At 69.7% G+C, this 18,047-nt stretch carries 14 protein-coding genes; 7 read left to right on the forward strand and 7 right to left on the reverse strand.

The annotated features are described in order from the left end of the window. The first annotated feature begins 39 nt into the window (after nt 1–39). Nucleotides 40–1,326: an ATP-binding protein gene (locus O1Q96_RS00800; RefSeq protein WP_269246351.1), complete on the forward strand. Its 1,287-nt coding sequence runs from the start codon at nt 40–42 to the stop codon at nt 1,324–1,326. Nucleotides 1,327–1,408: 82 nt separating this feature from the next. Next, nucleotides 1,409–2,359: a hypothetical protein gene (locus O1Q96_RS00805; RefSeq protein WP_269246352.1), complete on the forward strand. Its 951-nt coding sequence runs from the start codon at nt 1,409–1,411 to the stop codon at nt 2,357–2,359. Here the strand turns inward: O1Q96_RS00805 and O1Q96_RS00810 are convergent. The 4 genes from O1Q96_RS00810 to O1Q96_RS00825 form a co-directional block, all read right to left on the reverse strand. Beyond that, nucleotides 2,310–2,840, reverse strand: coding sequence for a hypothetical protein (locus O1Q96_RS00810; RefSeq protein ID WP_269246353.1), 531 nt, complete (start codon nt 2,838–2,840; stop codon nt 2,310–2,312). The genes O1Q96_RS00805 and O1Q96_RS00810 overlap by 50 nt on opposite strands. A gap of 157 nt (nt 2,841–2,997) precedes the next feature. Then, the gene (locus tag O1Q96_RS00815; protein ID WP_269246354.1) at nt 2,998–3,741 is read right to left on the reverse strand and encodes an AAA family ATPase; all 744 of its coding nucleotides are present in this window, start codon (nt 3,739–3,741) and stop codon (nt 2,998–3,000) included. Continuing rightward, complete coding sequence (locus O1Q96_RS00820; RefSeq protein WP_269246355.1) at nt 3,741–5,564, reverse strand: transposase family protein; 1,824 nt, start codon at nt 5,562–5,564, stop codon at nt 3,741–3,743. Before O1Q96_RS00820 ends, O1Q96_RS00815 begins: the two co-directional genes overlap by 1 nt. Nucleotides 5,565–5,646: 82 nt before the next feature. Continuing rightward, entirely contained in the window at nt 5,647–6,933 is a 1,287-nt protein-coding gene (locus O1Q96_RS00825) for an ATP-binding protein (RefSeq protein ID WP_269246351.1), read from the reverse strand. A 250-nt stretch (nt 6,934–7,183) separates the two neighbouring features. On the opposite strand from O1Q96_RS00825, the gene O1Q96_RS00830 reads away from it, so the two are divergent. From O1Q96_RS00830 to O1Q96_RS00840, 3 genes are all read left to right on the forward strand, one after another. Next, nucleotides 7,184–9,340: a P-loop NTPase fold protein gene (locus tag O1Q96_RS00830; RefSeq protein ID WP_269246350.1), complete on the forward strand. Its 2,157-nt coding sequence runs from the start codon at nt 7,184–7,186 to the stop codon at nt 9,338–9,340. A 161-nt stretch (nt 9,341–9,501) separates the two neighbouring features. Beyond that, a complete protein-coding gene (locus O1Q96_RS00835) occupies nt 9,502–11,967 on the forward strand; it encodes a preprotein translocase subunit SecA (protein ID WP_269246349.1) in 2,466 nt (821 codons plus the stop codon). Between the two features lie 289 nt (nt 11,968–12,256). Beyond that, nucleotides 12,257–12,643, forward strand: a complete 387-nt coding sequence (locus tag O1Q96_RS00840; protein WP_269246356.1) for a helicase associated domain-containing protein — start codon at nt 12,257–12,259, stop codon at nt 12,641–12,643. 104 nt (nt 12,644–12,747) lie between these two features. On the opposite strand, the gene O1Q96_RS00845 is transcribed toward O1Q96_RS00840, so the two are convergent. After that, nucleotides 12,748–12,927 carry a hypothetical protein gene (locus tag O1Q96_RS00845; protein ID WP_269246357.1) on the reverse strand — a complete coding sequence of 60 codons (180 nt, stop codon included), beginning with the start codon at nt 12,925–12,927 and terminating at the stop codon, nt 12,748–12,750. A gap of 608 nt (nt 12,928–13,535) precedes the next feature. Further along, nucleotides 13,536–14,063 (reverse strand): hypothetical protein, encoded by a 528-nt coding sequence (locus O1Q96_RS00850; protein ID WP_269246358.1) that lies wholly within the window; start codon nt 14,061–14,063, stop codon nt 13,536–13,538. A 327-nt stretch (nt 14,064–14,390) separates the two neighbouring features. Between O1Q96_RS00850 and O1Q96_RS00855 the strand changes: the two genes are divergently transcribed. Both O1Q96_RS00855 and O1Q96_RS00860 read left to right on the forward strand, forming a co-directional pair. Next, the gene (locus O1Q96_RS00855; RefSeq protein WP_269246359.1) at nt 14,391–15,758 is read left to right on the forward strand and encodes a tetratricopeptide repeat protein; all 1,368 of its coding nucleotides are present in this window, start codon (nt 14,391–14,393) and stop codon (nt 15,756–15,758) included. 597 nt (nt 15,759–16,355) lie between these two features. Further along, nucleotides 16,356–17,249 (forward strand): replication-relaxation family protein, encoded by an 894-nt coding sequence (locus O1Q96_RS00860; protein WP_269246360.1) that lies wholly within the window; start codon nt 16,356–16,358, stop codon nt 17,247–17,249. A gap of 208 nt (nt 17,250–17,457) precedes the next feature. On the opposite strand, the gene O1Q96_RS00865 is transcribed toward O1Q96_RS00860, so the two are convergent. Then, nucleotides 17,458–17,979 carry a hypothetical protein gene (locus O1Q96_RS00865; protein WP_269246361.1) on the reverse strand — a complete coding sequence of 174 codons (522 nt, stop codon included), beginning with the start codon at nt 17,977–17,979 and terminating at the stop codon, nt 17,458–17,460. Between the last annotated feature and the right edge of the window lie 68 nt (nt 17,980–18,047).

Consider the following 18,047-nt stretch of genomic DNA (forward strand, 5'->3'; position numbering starts at 1 on the left):
GCGGTGTCGGGTCCGGCTGGTTCGGCGGAGGCTGGGCGGGTGGAGCGGGTGGTGGTGGTGCGGCGGCTGCTGGCGGTGGACCGGGGTGAGGGTGGTCTGTCGGCGTTGCATGTGCGGATCGCGGCCGGTTTGGCGGGGGTGACGGAGCGGACGGTGTGGCGGTGGCTGGCTGAGGGTCGCGAGGGGCGGGTGGAGGCGCGGCCGCGGCAGGGCGGGTTCACGGTGGGCGACGCCTTGTGGGAGGTGCTCACCCAGTCCGGCGGGAACGTCGCCGAGTTGCGCCGCAGGATGCTCCGGGCGCAGGACGAGGGCGTGCTGGAGCGCTGGGGTGTCGAGGTGGTGCCGTCGTTGGCGACGCTGCACCGTGCGGTCAAGGACGAGTTGCGGGCGGGCCGGGTGCTTCAGGTCGCCCGCGTGGCGTCGGGCCGGGTGGAGCCGAGCCGGTACGACCGGGCACTGGCCGAACTCGGTTTCATAGATGGTGCGAACGGTCCGCCGGTGGTGGACGGCCCGGATACCGAGCTGTCCGGTACGGATGGTGAGGAACGGTCCGGCGTGGTGAAGGGTGCTGCGCGTGTCCGGGTGTCGGGTGGGGTGCGTCTGTACGCGCCGGGGGCGCGGCTGGTGTCCACGCGGCAGGTGGCCGCCGTGGTGGAGGCGGTGGGGCACACGGTCGCCGCGCGGGGGATCGGCTGCGTGTACGGGGACACGGGGCTGGGGAAGACGGTCGCGGTCGAGCAGGCTCTGCATCTGCTGCCCGGCCGGGTGCCGGTGTGGCGGGCGGTGGTGGGGGTCGGGCCCGGGCTGCCGCAGGTGCGGGCTGCGTTGTGCGAGGCGCTGGGGCTGCCGTCGGGGTCTTTGACCCACCGAGCCGGACCGGCCGACCAGGCGCTGGCGGAGGCGCTGGCCGAGCCGGGTGTGCTGTTCCTCGACGACGCGCAGCGTCTGTCGCCGCCGGTGCTGGACTACCTGCGGCAGCTGTGGGATTCGCCGGACTGTGCGGCTGCCCTGGTGCTGTGCGGGGCCGGCAGCGAGCGGGCGCTGGCCCGGGCAGCGGCGATGCGCTCGAGGGTCCTGACCTGGCACCAGGTCAGCCGCCTCGACACGAAGGACGTGCCGCGGACGCTGGGTCTGTTCCACCCGGTGTGGGAGGACGCTGATCCGGCCGATCTGGTGCGGGCGGATGAGCAGACCGCCCGCGGCAACTTCCGTACCTGGGCGAAGATCACCTCGCATGTCTGCGCCGCCCGGGGCCGCGACCTCGGCGCGGGTGTGGATCGGGACGCGATCGACCAGGCCTGCGCCCGGCTCGGCCCCTACCCATGACGGCCCCTCTCACATGCCCGGAGCACACAGGTTCCGACGGCAGAGAACCTCACCCCTCTCGGCGAGGAGGAGAAGCGGCGCGATGACGGACAGCAGACTGCAGGACACCAACGGCGGTCAGGGCGTTGACGCGGGAGGGCAGTGGCTGCCACCGCCGGGGGATCCGGAGGGTGTGCTCGGGAAGCAGTCGCTGGTTGCGCTGCGGGCGCCTGCGGTGCGTCGCCTGCTGGCGCTGCGGGCCCGGGGCGGTCTTTCGCGGCAGCACGTGCGGCTGGCGGGGGAGTGCCTGGGGGCATCGGAGCGCACGGTGTGGCGGTGGCTGGCCGAGGCGTCCCAGAGCCCTGCGGCGGCTGCGCACCCCGGAGCCCGCCACACGAGCAGGTTCGAGATCACCGCGGAGATCCGGGTGCTGCTGGCGTACTGGCACGGCAACGCCTCCGCAGTCCACCGCCAGCTCATGGAGCGCGCCGCGGCCGAGGCCGGAGACGTACGCGCGCAAACGTCCGGCGCTGCCGTGCCCGTCCCACCCGGCCTGGTGGCTGTTCCGGGCGGGGCAGCCCTGTCGCAGGTGCCGCTGCTGGATCCGGTCCCGTCCCTGTCGACGTTCCTGCGCGCGCTGCGCCGTGACCTGACGGCGGGGGAGCGCGCCGGGTTCGCCACCGGACCGGAGGCAGCACGCGCCCATGACGTATTCGGCAAGCGACCGCTGTCATGGCGCAACTACGCCTGGGAGACCGACCACGTCCAAGCCCCGCTGCTGGTCGATACCGACGGCGACCTGGTGCGCCCGTGGATCACCTGGTTCATCGACACCGCCACCAAGGTCATCACCGGCACCGCTGTCACCCCGGGCCATCCCTCCCGCGCGTCGGTACTGGCCGCCTTGCGCGCCGCAGTGGTGCGCGACGAGCCCTACGGCCCCGCCGGAGGAGTGCCGGAGCTGGTGAGGATGGACCGGGGCAAGGACTTCCTGTCGGCCGCCGTCACCACCGCGCTCGGCGCGAGGTCAGCGTGGTCAGGGCCGGCAGGCTGATCCATTCTGCGGTGTCCGCAGCGGCCTGCCGTGTCCGCGGTGGGGTGTGGTCGTCCTGGCTCAGGACGGCGCCTGCGTCGGCCATGTCGTAGCCGGTGCGTGCCAGGGCCCGCTCGAGGGCGGCGGAAAGCTTGGGTTGGTGGCAGACCAGGTAGAGGCGCACGCCGGTACGGGCGCGCAGGGCAAGCAGGTCGTCCAGGCTGCGGGCCGACAGGAGGTGTGCGCGCAGCACGGTCAGGCGGCTGACGGGCAGCGCCAGGATCCAGGCTGCGGCGAGAGTCCAGGCCGGGGCGGGGTGGGTGGCGCGGTAGCCGGGGACGGGTGTGGTCTTGCCGAGGGCGTCGAGGAGGTTGTGGGCGAGGGTGAGCGTGGAATCGGTGCCGGGGGTGGGGTGGATGGTGGCGCGGCCGGCTGCCGGGTGGTGCATGGTCAGGGCGGCGCGGGTGTGGGCGGCGTCGTCGCCGGGGTCGAAAACCACCACCGGGGGCGGCGGGTGGGGGCAGGTGAGCACGGTCAGGCGCTCTGGTGGGTGCGGAGTTTGCTGGAGGCCTGGCGCAGCAGGTCTTCGTCGGCACGGAGGCGGCCGCTGGCGGAGGTTCCGGGTGGAGGGGCGGGTACGGGAGACGGTTGTATGCCGGTCATGCGAGGCGGCTGAAGGCCCAGCGCAGCAATTCCCGGTCCGCCCGGGGCCGGCCGGTGCGGGCGAGTGCGGTACGGGTGTGGGCGGTCAGCTGGGCCCAGGCGCGGAAGTTGCCGTGGGCTGCGTGTTGGTCGGCGAAGGTGATGTCGTCGGGGTCGGTGTCGGCCCAGATCGGGTGGAAGAAGGGGATGGCTTCGAGGACCTCGCCGGGGGTGAGGCGGGTGAAGTGCTGCCAGATGAAGATGCGGGAGGAGAGCATCGGTTCGCGGCGCAGCACTGTGTGGCAGCCCTCGCCGCCGACGAAGATGATGGCGAGCTGGGTTGAGGGTTCGTCCCACAGGTAGCGGAAGTATTCGAATGCTTCCCCGTTGAGCCATTGGGCCTCGTCGACGAGGAAGGTTCGGGGGCGTTCGGCCAGGGCAGTTTTCAGCAGGCGGTCGAACTCGCTGGGGTGGCGCGGTGGTTCACCGGCCAGATCGAGGGCCGTGAACAGTTCGTAGCGCACGGCCCGGGCGGTGGGGCGGGCGCGGAAGGTGACCCGTCGGACGTCCTCGCCCGGTTCCAGTTCGCGCAGGCAGGTGTTGACGGCGAGGGTCTTGCCGTGGCCGGCGCCGCCGTGGATGCACATCATGGCGCGTGCGGCGACGGTGTCGGTGATGTTCTCCCGTGCGGTGAGCAGGGCGCGGGTGGTGACGACGGCTGCGTCGGGCAGGTCGACGTACTGGTAGGTGGCCGCGGTCATCAGGCGTCTCCTGCGGATCGGGAGTCGGGCTCCGGCACAACGTCCGCCGACGGGTCGGCTGGAACGGAGGCGGGCGGGGGCGGTGCTGTGCCGGCAGCGAGGGCGGGCGGGGTGCGCCAGTGCGCCGGAGGCGGGGCGGGCGGGATCAGGTCGGGCAGTGCCAGCCGTGCGACGTCGGTGTAGTCGGCGGCGGCGAGTTCGCGGTCGGCCTGGGCGGCCGTGACGGCTCCCAGCCGCTGGGCGGGCTCCGCACTGGTGGTGGGGGCGAATCGCTGGCGGCGCAGGCGTTCGGCGGCCTTCGCGTCGGCGCGCAGGCGCCGGGCGCGCTCCGCGCGTGCCTCGCGCAGCGCCTGCAGTTGCTCGGGGGTGGCCGCGTCCGCGAGGTGCGCCGGGCCGAGGTGGCGGCCTCGGGCGTCGCAGACCTCGATCTCGTGGTCGTGATGGGGCATGTAGCGCACACGGACCTGGCGGCCGGCCTGGCCGGTCATCCACGCGGCGGTGTAGGTGCGGCCGCGCCAGCTCACGCCGTGGCTGGTCAGCTTCCGGGGCCGGCCGTCGTCCTCGAGGGTGAAGGCCCACAGGTCGGCGGCGGGGATGTCGGTGACGGGGGTCGGATCGGCCTGCCACGCCTCCAGTGGCGTACGGCCCGACAGGGCTTTCGGGCGGTGCGCGGTGTTCCACCAGTTCGTCCACGTCAGGACCTCCGCGGTGAAGTCCTGGAACGACAGGGCGGACACCGCCCCAGCAGTACGTCCGCGCCGTTCCGAGCGGGGCCCGGTGGGCCCGGCGGTGTAGCCGGGCAGGGCTGCGAACAGCATCCGGTCCGCGGCCCGGTTGAGGTTCTCCACCGTTCCCTTCAGATGCGGGCTGTAGGCGGGCAGGTCCTTGACCGTCACTCCCATCGCGCCGAGCGCGGTGGTGACGGCGGCCGACAGGAAGTCCTTGCCCCGGTCCATCCTCACCAGCTCCGGCACTCCTCCGGCGGGGCCGTAGGGCTCGTCGCGCACCACTGCGGCGCGCAAGGCGGCCAGTACCGACGCGCGGGAGGGATGGCCCGGGGTGACAGCGGTGCCGGTGATGACCTTGGTGGCGGTGTCGATGAACCAGGTGATCCACGGGCGCACCAGGTCGCCGTCGGTATCGACCAGCAGCGGGGCTTGGACGTGGTCGGTCTCCCAGGCGTAGTTGCGCCATGACAGCGGTCGCTTGCCGAATACGTCATGGGCGCGTGCTGCCTCCGGTCCGGTGGCGAACCCGGCGCGCTCCCCCGCCGTCAGGTCACGGCGCAGCGCGCGCAGGAACGTCGACAGGGACGGGACCGGATCCAGCAGCGGCACCTGCGACAGGGCTGCCCCGCCCGGAACAGCCACCAGGCCGGGTGGGACGGGCACGGCAGCGCCGGACGTTTGCGCGCGTACGTCTCCGGCCTCGGCCGCGGCGCGCTCCATGAGCTGGCGGTGGACTGCGGAGGCGTTGCCGTGCCAGTACGCCAGCAGCACCCGGATCTCCGCGGTGATCTCGAACCTGCTCGTGTGGCGGGCTCCGGGGTGCGCAGCCGCCGCAGGGCTCTGGGACGCCTCGGCCAGCCACCGCCACACCGTGCGCTCCGATGCCCCCAGGCACTCCCCCGCCAGCCGCACGTGCTGCCGCGAAAGACCGCCCCGGGCCCGCAGCGCCAGCAGGCGACGCACCGCAGGCGCCCGCAGCGCAACCAGCGACTGCTTCCCGAGCACACCCTCCGGATCCCCCGGCGGTGGCAGCCACTGCCCTCCCGCGTCAACGCCCTGACCGCCGTTGGTGTCCTGCAGTCTGCTGTCCGTCATCGCGCCGCTTCTCCTCCTCGCCGAGAGGGGTGAGGTTCTCTGCCGTCGGAACCTGTGTGCTCCGGGCATGTGAGAGGGGCCGTCATGGGTAGGGGCCGAGCCGGGCGCAGGCCTGGTCGATCGCGTCCCGATCCACACCCGCGCCGAGGTCGCGGCCCCGGGCGGCGCAGACATGCGAGGTGATCTTCGCCCAGGTACGGAAGTTGCCGCGGGCGGTCTGCTCATCCGCCCGCACCAGATCGGCCGGATCAGCGTCCTCCCACACCGGGTGGAACAGACCCAGCGTCCGCGGCACGTCCTTCGTGTCGAGGCGGCTGACCTGGTGCCAGGTCAGGACCCTCGAGCGCATCGCCGCTGCCCGGGCCAGCGCCCGCTCGCTGCCGGCCCCGCACAGCACCAGGGCAGCCGCACAGTCCGGCGAATCCCACAGCTGCCGCAGGTAGTCCAGCACCGGCGGCGACAGACGCTGCGCGTCGTCGAGGAACAGCACACCCGGCTCGGCCAGCGCCTCCGCCAGCGCCTGGTCGGCCGGTCCGGCTCGGTGGGTCAAAGACCCCGACGGCAGCCCCAGCGCCTCGCACAACGCAGCCCGCACCTGCGGCAGCCCGGGCCCGACCCCCACCACCGCCCGCCACACCGGCACCCGGCCGGGCAGCAGATGCAGAGCCTGCTCGACCGCGACCGTCTTCCCCAGCCCCGTGTCCCCGTACACGCAGCCGATCCCCCGCGCGGCGACCGTGTGCCCCACCGCCTCCACCACGGCGGCCACCTGCCGCGTGGACACCAGCCGCGCCCCCGGCGCGTACAGACGCACCCCACCCGACACCCGGACACGCGCAGCACCCTTCACCACGCCGGACCGTTCCTCACCATCCGTACCGGACAGCTCGGTATCCGGGCCGTCCACCACCGGCGGACCGTTCGCACCATCTATGAAACCGAGTTCGGCCAGTGCCCGGTCGTACCGGCTCGGCTCCACCCGGCCCGACGCCACGCGGGCGACCTGAAGCACCCGGCCCGCCCGCAACTCGTCCTTGACCGCACGGTGCAGCGTCGCCAACGACGGCACCACCTCGACACCCCAGCGCTCCAGCACGCCCTCGTCCTGCGCCCGGAGCATCCTGCGGCGCAACTCGGCGACGTTCCCGCCGGACTGGGTGAGCACCTCCCACAAGGCGTCGCCCACCGTGAACCCGCCCTGCCGCGGCCGCGCCTCCACCCGCCCCTCGCGACCCTCAGCCAGCCACCGCCACACCGTCCGCTCCGTCACCCCCGCCAAACCGGCCGCGATCCGCACATGCAACGCCGACAGACCACCCTCACCCCGGTCCACCGCCAGCAGCCGCCGCACCACCACCACCCGCTCCACCCGCCCAGCCTCCGCCGAACCAGCCGGACCCGACACCGCCTCCCCCACCGGGGTCCCCGAAACCGTCACAAGGCCAACCCCACCGCCCCGGCCGCCCACCCGCACAGAAACAGGCAAACCCAACGCAGCCGGGACCACGACCTGCTAACCACACCGTGACAGCCACCCGGTCACCCCATGACAGCAGCCGGTCTGCACGTCGTCACCGATCCCAGGCCGAAGCAGCTGCGCTGTCGGGCAGGATGGGCCGATGCCCGGTGAACGCTTCTTCAACGATGACCCCGTCGACGGGAGCGCCGACGCTCCTGACCTGCTGGGGCGCCAGCAGTACGCCCGGCATGCCGTCGAACTTCTCCACCAGGTGCGCGAGCAGAGCGAGTCCGGAGTCCTCGCACTCATCGGCCCCTGGGGCTCTGGCAAGTCATCCGTCCTGCAGATGACGATCCAGCATCTCAAGAACACGGTCGGCGCCACCAACACCACCCGGTGGTCGGTCGCTGAACTGAACCCGTGGATGTACTCGGACCTCGAATCCCTGACGCTGGCCCTGTTCAGCGAGATCCGCGCCGCCCTCCCCAGCGGGAACCAGTGGTCCGAGCTACGCGGGAAAATCGGGGCGTTTGGCCAGTCGATCAGTCCACTGGGCAAGCTCACGGGATTGCTCGGCCTGGACTCCTCAGAGCTGATCAACCACGTAGCCGACCGGATAGCCGGAGACACCAGCGCCTCGGCCGCCAAGCACACCGCCGAAGCGGCCCTGCGACAGGCAGCCTTGCCGGTCCTGATGATCATGGACGATCTGGACCGGCTCACCCCCGAGGAACTGCTGGTCGTCTTCAAGCTCATCCGCCTGGTCGGCCACCTGCCGAACGTGTACTACCTGATCAGCTTCGACGAACAGACCCTCCTGGACGTCCTGAAACGGACCGACCTGGTCGGCTCGAACGACCAGCGCGCCCAGGAATTCCTGGAGAAGCTCATCCAGGTCCGGCTCGACCTCCCGGCCTTCCGCGACCGCGACATCACCGCCATGACCAATCGACTCCTCAACTCCCTGCTGGACTCCCACCAGGTGTCCATGACTCCGGACCAGGAACGGCGCTTCTCCGAGGCGTACTTCCGGCACCTTCAGGACCGGCTGAGGACCCCGCGGTCCATCAAACGCTACTTCGGCCAGGCCGGCGCGACGCTCGGCTCTCTGGCCGGGGAGGTCGACATCGTCGACTTCCTGATCGTCACCTTCCTGCGGACCAGCGAGCCCGGCGCCTACCGGATGCTGGGACGCCACCGCGCCGAACTGACCGGCACCAGCACCGACCCGGCGCTGCACCGCGACTCCAGACCCGGTGAACACGCCGAACGATGGAAGGAACGCCTGCGCCAGGCCGGCGTGGCCCAGGACAACCTCGACGGCATGCTCGCACTACTGGCCCTGCTGTTCCCCGCAGTCCAGCAGGCCGTCGGCAACGGCAGCGACCCCCGTGCCACGGCCCGCCGACGCGGGATCGGCAGCCAGGACTACTTCGACCGGTATATCGTCTTCACCGTCCCCGCCGACGACCTCCCAGAAGCCGTCTTCCAGCAGGCCCTCGCCCAACTGGCATCAGGAGCTGAGGGCGATGAGGCCGCACAGTTGCTGGCCCGGCTCAGAGACGACACCCACCGCATCGTCCGACGCATCGACCAACTGCGCGCCGACGGCATCCCGGTACCCGCGGCCGCGCTGCTCCAGGCCATGGCCGACAACTACGGCCAACTGACCGCCGAACCGGAAGTGATGGGCATTCTGGGGTCCGATCGACGGCTGCGTTCCCTGACCCCGGGCCTCCTCCTCGACCTGCCTCCCGACCAGCGACCCGCCGCTGTAACCGCTATGGCCGCCACCTACGACGGAGCAGTCCTCGCCACCCGAACCCTCCACAGCGCCACCAACCCCGACGACACCGCCTCCGAACACGTGACGACCACGGAACCGTGGGCGGCCCAGGCCCGCGACGCCCTCACCGGCCGCCTGGCCGAACACCTCACACCAGCCGCCGGACGGCCCGCCTCTGACATCACCGAGCAGGACGACACCCTGATCTGGATGTGGCGCCACACCGACCCCACCAGCCTCCGCACCTGGCTACGCGACCGCCTCGACCACGGATGGGAGCTCCTCCCGCTCCTGGCCGCACTCATCCCACCCCAACAGTTCCCCTTCCCCCTCATCGACAACGACACCTGGGCCGGCCTCGACGCCATGTTCACCCACGCCGACCTCTACACCCGCCTCACACCCCACCTCAACACCTCCCCCGACACCACACCCCCCACCGACCACCACCAGACCAAAATCCTCCAAGCACTCCGCGACCGCCGACCCGACCAGCCCCAAGCCACCCCCACCACCCCCGAAACCTCGTGATGGTCTGACCGTGCCCTTCGGGTCTACCCCTAAGAGCAGCCACCCCACGACAGCCAAACCGCCCCTACTTCGCCTGGCCTCGCGCAGGCAGCTTTTGCCAGTGGAGGCTGTGCAACGCCAAACCCTTTGCTGGCCGCCCGTATTGCGTGGTGAAGTGCCCCATGGGCTCCCGCACGAAGCGACGCGAATCGCGCAACAAGAGACATCGCCGTTCCGTGTCGGGGACGCCGGTGCTCGATCCGCACGCGCAGGTCATAGCGGATTCCTTGATCACCATGACCACACTCATGGCCTCCTTCACTGGCGACGACCCTGCGTCTGAGGCTGACGCGGCCTTCACCGCGGCGATCGAGGAGTTCGTCGTGGAGGTGCCGCGGTTTGACGCGATCCGGCTTATCGAGGTGGCTCGTCAGCAATTCCTGCCGATGGCCCGCGAGGGCGAGATACCTGTCACTGCGGAAGCGGGCGCGGTCTATGTCGAACTGCTGGCGCTGATTGCTCTGACCGCCCGGCAGGAGACAGGGACGGCGGCCGCGTCCGATGCCGGATTTCAGGAGATGAGCCACTTCGTCTCCAGCGCGAAGAAGGGACTGAGCAAGGTCCTCTACCTTGCGCAGCTGCGTTCATTCGCACGTGCTGACCCGACCGACAAACTCGCCATGGTGTCCTTGTTCATTCGGGGTGCCGAAGTATGGATGCGCAATCCGTCATATCCTGAAATGGTAGAGGAAACCAATCTGGCGCTCCTTGACGGCGTTGAGAGCGTCCGCGCAGCCCTGCAGGCGCAACTGGGCTTCGACGCCACGGATGCAGTAGCCGTCCTCGACGCCTGCCACGACCTGCAGCAGGACAGGCTGAACGACCGTATCGAGACGATGGGCAATGCGGTCTTGGACGCGATGGCGGCGGAGGAGGAAGGCCGGGCGGACAGACATCTGACGGAACAGGCCATGCTCAGCGTCACGTCGATGTTCGAGCCACCTGCCGAGCAGGCCACTGTCACGATCGACGACATCGTTGCGCATACGAGCCTGGCCGAAGAGTGTGTCCGGGCCGTTGTCGAGCGGTTCCGCTTGGACCTGGGGACGGACAGTCCGATGGATGTCGTCGAGGCGTTCACCAGCGGAAGGAACCCACTGCGAACGCGGCCACTTATCGTGGGCGCAGACGGGCGTCTGATGCTGCCACACCCGGCGTTGAACGTGTTCGCTGTGCGGGAGAACCTCGAGGAACACCTGAAGAAGACGGCCCCGGTGTGGAGCCAGTACGCCAAGCACCGCGGAGACCTTCTCGAATCCCGCACACACGCCGCGCTGGAGCGTGTCCTTCCCGGCGCCCGATTCCGGGACGGGTTGGAGTACTACCTACCCGCGAGCGAGGATGAAGCCAAGGCCGCCGACCCGTCGAAGTACACCAAGCGCGCCGAGGGCGACCACCTCATCGTCCTCGACGATGTCGCCATCATCGTGGAGGACAAGGCCGTCGCCTTGAGCGCGCTATCCCGCGGGGGCAAGACGGCACGGATCCGTACCGACCTGACCGGCATCATCACCAAAGCAGCCGAACAGGCCGGGCGCATGCGCGACGCCATCGAGCGGGACGGCGGCCTCCGCAGCAAAAACGAGGGATGGATCGACCTCAGCCAAATCCGTGAGATCCACACCATCGCCGTCAGTCTCGATGACATATCGACGGTCCTGACTGCCACCGCCGAGCTGGTGCGGGCCGGCCTGCTGGCCGCGGGCAACATTCCATGGACGGTGTCCCTGCACGATCTCGAGCTGATCACCGAACTGGTGGCGCGTCCGGCCGAGTTCCTGCTGTACCTGCGTCGGCGCCGTAACCCCGACGTCACTGTGATGTTCCGTGCGCCCGACGAAATGGATCTGTTCCTATACTTCTTCGAGGCTGGCCTTTGGGTGGAACCCGACCCGGTGCAGGTACGTGCGGCGTTCCCCTTCCTGCCCGAGCCAGCCACAGCCGAACTGCGCCGCTACCGAACACGAAAGCCTGCGTTCCTGACCAGCCGAACCGATGCGCTGGACCAGTGGTTCCACACCCAAGGGGGCGACGGCGCGCGTTCAGCACTGGCGCCCAAGCCGGCAATGGTGCCATCGCCGCTCGCGCCGCTGGTCGACGAGTTGCAGTCCCGCAATGTCACTGGATGGCTGAGCATCGGCGCCACCCTGCTGTCTGGGGCAACCGACGTGCAGCGCAAGTTCGCCCGCCACGGCGATGAACTCCTCGACAATCCGAGCCCCAAGGGCCGTAGCCTGACCGTGCCGCTCACGGCCAGCGTCGACCCGGCAGAGGGCTGGCTGTTCGTGTGGGCCACCCGCCCGGCTGGAGCCGACCCCGACGAGACCGACAGAAGGCTCCGCGACTACCTCCGGGCCAAGAAGCACCAGCTCGGTCTGCCCAGAGGCGTCGTCTTCCTCTACGACCAACCGACCCGCGAGCTCCTCGACATTTGTTACGAAGGGCACACCGGGCCGCTTGATGCTGCGCTGACGGCCAGCTTGTCGTCCCTGCGGCCACCCTCAGAGCTTCATCGCTCGATCCACCCAAACGCCAAGCGGCCGCAGAGCGGCACGAGGAACGCAGCACGGCACAAGCGGAAGCGGTAGGGACGATCCTCGCCGGAAGCTCCTCCAAAGGCACCAGCGCCGACGATCAGGCCGACGTCACATCTGGCCCCACTACACGGAGCCGCACCCGTCGGTGAGCAGCCGAATCCGCGAGACAGGCTTGTGCGCCTTCCTGCGGCCCTCGGCTTCGTCCCGGAGCGTCTGGACAGATCTCCGTCGCGGTATGCCGACAGCACCGGCCTACAAAGAACCCCGGTAGGAACAGCCACCCCCACGACAGCCAACCCGCCCCGCCCCAGCCACTAAACGGCAGCCACTTGGTCACCTCATGACAGCAGACCAGCCCACGCCCACAGCGCATGACCAGGCAATCAACAACCGAACACGGCTGACGCACAACCGCTGCCACCAACACGCCCACTCACAGACGCTCGGCATCGAACCCGCCGCGGAGGGCGAGGCGGCCGGGCCGGTACGGCGGTCGCAGGACGAACGCTGGAACACCAACCTCGCCGCCGCCCGCCAGTTCCGGGACCGCGAAGGCCACCTGCGGCCCGCCCGCAAGCACGTCGAAATGATCAACGTGGGCGGTGGTGGGGAGGGCGATCAGGAGGCCGTGAAGCTCGGGGCATGGCTCGACAACACCCGCCGAAGGGCCGCCAAGCTCAGCCCGGACCGGCGAGCAGCACTCGACGTCCTCGGCATGCGCTGGTAGCTGCCGCGGCGCCCCGCGGGGTATACGGGGCGCCGTGGCTGTCCGAATCGGGACCTGTTGCAGTTTATTGGCTTATTTCGGAGAGGAACCAGCCATGGTCTCTGTCACTGCTGAGCGGCGTCGGTGGCGAGATGCCAGACAATGCGGGCGAGGGTGTAGAGGGCGGGTCCCCAGCGGCGTGCGGTCGTCGCGATCCGCTGCTTCATGCGGGCGGGGCGCTGCTGCTGTTCGGAGTCGTCGTTGGAGTGATCGGACTTGTCCTGAGGTGCTTCGTTCGAGGTCATGTAATTAGTGCGTCGCGTCCGAGTTCGGACGTCCGGGAACTCGGACATCGAAGTCAACGTCCCTGCTGGCAAGGGATATCCGAGATGCTCTGAGCTATCCGAGATGTCTCAGACGTGCTCGTATTTGGATGCGGGCCTGGTAGGAGATGCGCCTGACTCGCTCATGCGACGGGCAAGGGGGCTGCATGCATCAGGTAGATGCTTTCGACGACTCGTGGACGGCATTCCGCGCAGATCTGCGTGCGTTGCACGAGGACGCTGGCAAGCCCAAGTGGGAGACAGTACACAAGGGATCTGGAGTGGCCCGCGCTACAGCGAACAGTTATGTCCGCCCCGGGTCGGGGCGTGTCGGCAACGGCGAGTGGGCGCCTGTGGGAAAGGTCATTGCGGCTCTGGTGGAGTATGCCGACAGGAACGGGCGGACTGGGCAGATCAGCGTTCAGCAGCGAGATCTGAAGCAATGGGAGCGGCGCTGGACCGCGCTGGACACGAAGGGATCGGGGCATCGACCAGCGCCACCGCGTACGGTTCCGCAGGCGCAGCCGGTCGGGGTAGGGATGATGGGCGGGTGGGACGGCGCGGGAGACGTGGTGCTCTCGCCGGAGGTATCAGCGGAGTTCGCGACGTGGGCGGCTAACCACCCTCACCTTGATGGACTCGCCGACGTCGTCGCACGCGCTGGCGCGCAGGGCTTCCCCCGGCAGGCGTCGAGCCTTACCGGGGAACTTGTTGCCCGCGCCTCTACAGCTCTGGGTCCAGGGCATCCGGCGACGCTGGCGGCTCGCCACGCTCACAGTTACTGGGTGGGGCAAGCCGGCGATATCCGAAGTGCTTTGGAGACGGTCAGTGCCCTCTACGAGGATTGTGTTCAGTATCTGGGACCAGTGCATGATCTGACTCTGCTGGCCCGTCTGCGTCAGGCAGCTTGGCTGCATCACAACGGTCTGGGGCAAGAGAGTCGGCGTGCGTATGCCGAGCTTGCTCGTCTCAGTCCTGCGCCATCCGATGGACGGTTCGTTCTCCTTTCCCGGCTCGGTCGGGCGCAGGCGCTCGCCGCGACCGGTCAGCATGAGGAAGCACGCGACCAGCTTGCAGAGCTCCTTGATCCCGTCGGCTATACCTTCGGCTCCCATCATCCCGTCACTTTGCAGGCCCGCAGCGCTCATGCCGATGCCACTGGCCGCGCAGGCCAACCGAGCGCTGCATACGTGCTACTTGCTGATCTGGTTCGCGCTGCGACGCAGCACTTCGACTCTGTGCATCCCGAGGTTCTGCGGCTGCGCAGCGGCCAAGTTTTCTGGAGCTGGCGAGTTGAACCGCTGAAGGAGGCCCTACGTCAAGCTCGTGCACTCAACAGGGACTGCACCCGCCAGCTGGGGGAGAACCATCCCGACACTCTCACCGCCCGGTATCTGCTGGGCAAAGTCCTCTATGACACCGACCGCAGCGAAGCACGGTCGTTGATGGCTACCGTCCACGTAGGCCGTGAGCGCATCTTAGGCTGCGACCACCCCGACACCCTGCGCGCCCGCAACGTCCTGGCCGCAGTCATCCACAGCACAGAGGGCCCAGCTGCAGCCCTTCCTGTCTTCCGCGACATCCTCGCCGCACAACAACGCGTCCTCGGCCCCGACCACCCCGACACCCTGCTCATCCGAGCCAACCTCGCCCTAACGCTCCATGACGCAGAGGGGGCGGCCGCAGCCCTCCCTCTCTACCGCGACATCCTCGCCGCACAACAACGCGTCCTCGGCCCCGACCACCCCGACACCCTGCGCACTCGCAGCAACCTCGCTATTGCCATCGACAACACCGAGGGGGCGGCCGCAGCCCTCCCTCTCTACCGCGACATCCTCGCCGCACGAGAACGCGTCCTCGGCCCCGACCACCCCGACACCCTGCGCACTCGCATCCACCTCGCTGGCGCCATCGACAACACCGAGGGGGCGGCCGCAGCCCTCCCTCTCTACCGCGACATCCTCGCCGCACGAGAACGCGTCCTCGGCCCCGACCACCCCGACACCCTGCGCACTCGCAACAACCTCGCTGGCGCCATCGACAACACCGAGGGGGCGGCCGCAGCCCTCCCTCTCTACCGCGACATCCTCGCCGCACAACAACGCGTCCTCGGCCCCGACCACCCCGACACCCTGCTCACTCGCAACAACCTCGCTGGCGCCATCGACAACACCGAGGGGGCGGCCGCAGCCCTCCCCGTCTACCGCGAGACCCTCACCGCACAACAACGCGTCCTCGGCCCCGACCACCCCGACACCCTGCTCACTCGCAACAACCTCGCTGGCGCCATCTATCACACCGAGGGGGCGGCCGCAGCCCTCCCCGTCTACCGCGAGACCCTCACCGCACAACAACGCGTCCTCGGCCCCGACCACCCCGACACCCTGCGCACTCGCAGCAACCTCGCTGGCGCCATCTATCACACCGAGGGGGCGGCCGCAGCCCTCCCTCTCTACCGCGAGACCCTCACCGCACAACAACGCGTCCTCGGCCCCGACCACCCCGACACCCTGCGCACTCGCAACAACCTCGCTATTGCCATCGACAACACCGAGGGTGCGGCCGCAGCTCTCCCTGTCTTCCGCGACATCCTCGCCGCACGAGAACGCGTCCTCGGCCCCGACCACCCCGACACCCTGCGCACTCGCAACAACCTCGCTGGCGCCATCTATCACACAGAGGGTGCGGCCGCAGCTCTCCCTGTCTTCCGCGACATCCTCGCCGCACGAGAACGCGTCCTCGGCCCCGACCACCCCGACACCCTGCGCACTCGCAACAACCTCGCTATCGCTACTCAATCAGTGGAGAGCTAGGACCTCGATCCTTACGGGCAGGGAGAGTGCCCGGGCAGGCTGTGCCATCTCATGACATCGATTTAGGCGGTTGCTCCGCTACCCAGCGGAACGCCCCGGACCGGTCAGTCGGCGGCGGGACGGGCGAATGACCTGAGGTGCTACGCATGCGCAGGTGCCCGCGCAGGATCCCATGAGAGCAACCAACAGCTGGCTTGTCCGCCCCGCGTCGCGCGCGGCCTCGCCGTCGCGCGCGAGCAACACCGGCGGCGCCTGATCCCCTCGCCCGCCGCCCGGGGCCTGTCCCACCCACCCACTTCTCTTTTTCTTCCTGCTGTGGGGCGTGGACTCGGGGGCGTAGAGGGGATGTCGGCCTCCCGACCATGGCCGGGCAGGTGTGGTGAGCTGCAGTTTCGCGGTCATGCGTGCCAGGGGGTGCGGACGGTTGTCGGCCGGGGTGTCGGCGGGGATATCGGCCTGGTCCACGGAGGCGTTGTCGCATCGTGACCGTGGTCGGGCCTTCGTGGTCGGGTTTCTGGTCGGGGCCGGCTGCTGGCCTGTCCGGTACGCGCGGCGTCAGAACGGCGTTGTACCGGACAGGAAGCGGGCGAATCCGTGATGACGAACGTGAACGTGGATGTGGGCGGGGGTGACCGGCTGGCGCTGGCGGTGCTCGTCCAGTACCGGATGGCCACGACCGAACAGATGCACTGGGTGATCGCCCCCGGGGTGCGCATCGAGCAGACCAGGCGGCGGCTGGCCCGGCTGCGGGAGGCAGGGCTGGTCGACCGGATCACCCTGCCGCGGGCCGGACGGACCCGGGTGTGGTTCCCCACCCGGTACGGCGTGCAACTCGCCTGTGAGTGGCCCGAGATGCGCGGGCACCGGCCCTCCAGGACGGTGTCCGATCCGACCGCCGTACGGCTGAAGGTCGGCCACGCGCTGACCGTGACCGAGACCGCTCTCGCTTTCCTCCAAAACGCCCGCCGCCACGGCGACCTGTGCCGGCCACTGGACTGGATCCCTGAGGTCCACCATCCGATAGGCAGCGGTGAGGCAGTCATCCCTGACGCTCTCCTGTACTACCGGCGTGGTCCCGACGACGACGACGGGGCGATGCTGCGGGCGTTCGTGGAAGTCGACCGGGCCACCATGGGCCCCGAACGCCTCGCCGCCAAACTGACCGCCTACGCCCGTCTTCACAGCTACGTGCCCACCGTCCCGGGGCGCCGACCGACCATCCAGGAACCGGCACTGGAGGACTGGCGGCGGCGTTACCCCCTGTTCCCTCGGCTGCTGTTCGTCCTGGACGGCACCGGCCCCACCGGTGCCAAGACGCGTATCCGTGCCCTGCGTGCGGCCGCCAGGGAGCTGCCGTCGTTCAGCTTCCTGCACGACGTGCCCGTCCTCGCGGCCCCGCTGAGCGACCTGCTCCGTGATGGGCCCTCCGCGCCCGTCTGGCGGCCCGTGCAGGATCCCGCCCAACTGGTCGCCTGGCACAGCTGGCCCTGATCGGCGGCTGCGAGACGGCGTCCCTCTTCCTGTGGCTGTCGCGCAGGAAGAGGTGTCGGCGTACGAGGCGGGCTTGCCCACGTGGTGTGACCTGGTGCAATCCGTGCTTCTGGGATGGGTGGGGTGCAACCTTCGGTGCACCTCTCGGTGCAACGGCTGACGCAACCGTCCAGGCAACGGTGGGGCCCACCAGGGAAGCAACCCTGTATCAGGAGCCGTCAGGCTCCGGCTGGGTCGGTTCGGGGGCACTGGCACGCAGCGCGAGGGCGGCCCGTTCGCAGGCCCGGGCGACCTGTTCACGGAAGGGGTAGATCTGCGGGTGGGTCACGTTGCGGCGCAGGGCCGCCAGTGCTTCCACCCACTCCACGGCGTCCTCGGGCAGGGTGTAGGGCTGGCCGCTCAGCCGCTGTGCCGGGCGAGGCGCCGGCGGCGCCTGGGCAGCCTCCTGGAGAACGATGGTGCGCTGGACGACCTCCCGCACCGGTGCCTGGTTCCGGCCGCCGTCGTCCACGGGACGCTCTGCCCGGTCCTGCGCGGTGCGCAGCTCCCAGCCGCGTCGGCGGTGCGCAGCAGTGCAGTAGCGCGGGGGCCGGCCACGGCCGCTGTACGCGACCGGTTCACCGCACCATGCGCAGGTGCGTTCCACCAGCCGCTCACTGGTGGTCGGCGTCTCAGGGCCGGTACTCCGGCCTGGCTTGCCCTGTCTGCCCTCGGGCCGCATTTTCGTCACAAACGAAACTCTAGAACCCCGATATTGCAGGGCTGACACCGCCGTCCCGGCCGTGGTCGGGCTCGTGG

Source organism: Streptomyces aurantiacus, from assembly GCF_027107535.1.
Taxonomy (GTDB): Bacteria; Actinomycetota; Actinomycetes; order Streptomycetales; family Streptomycetaceae; genus Streptomyces.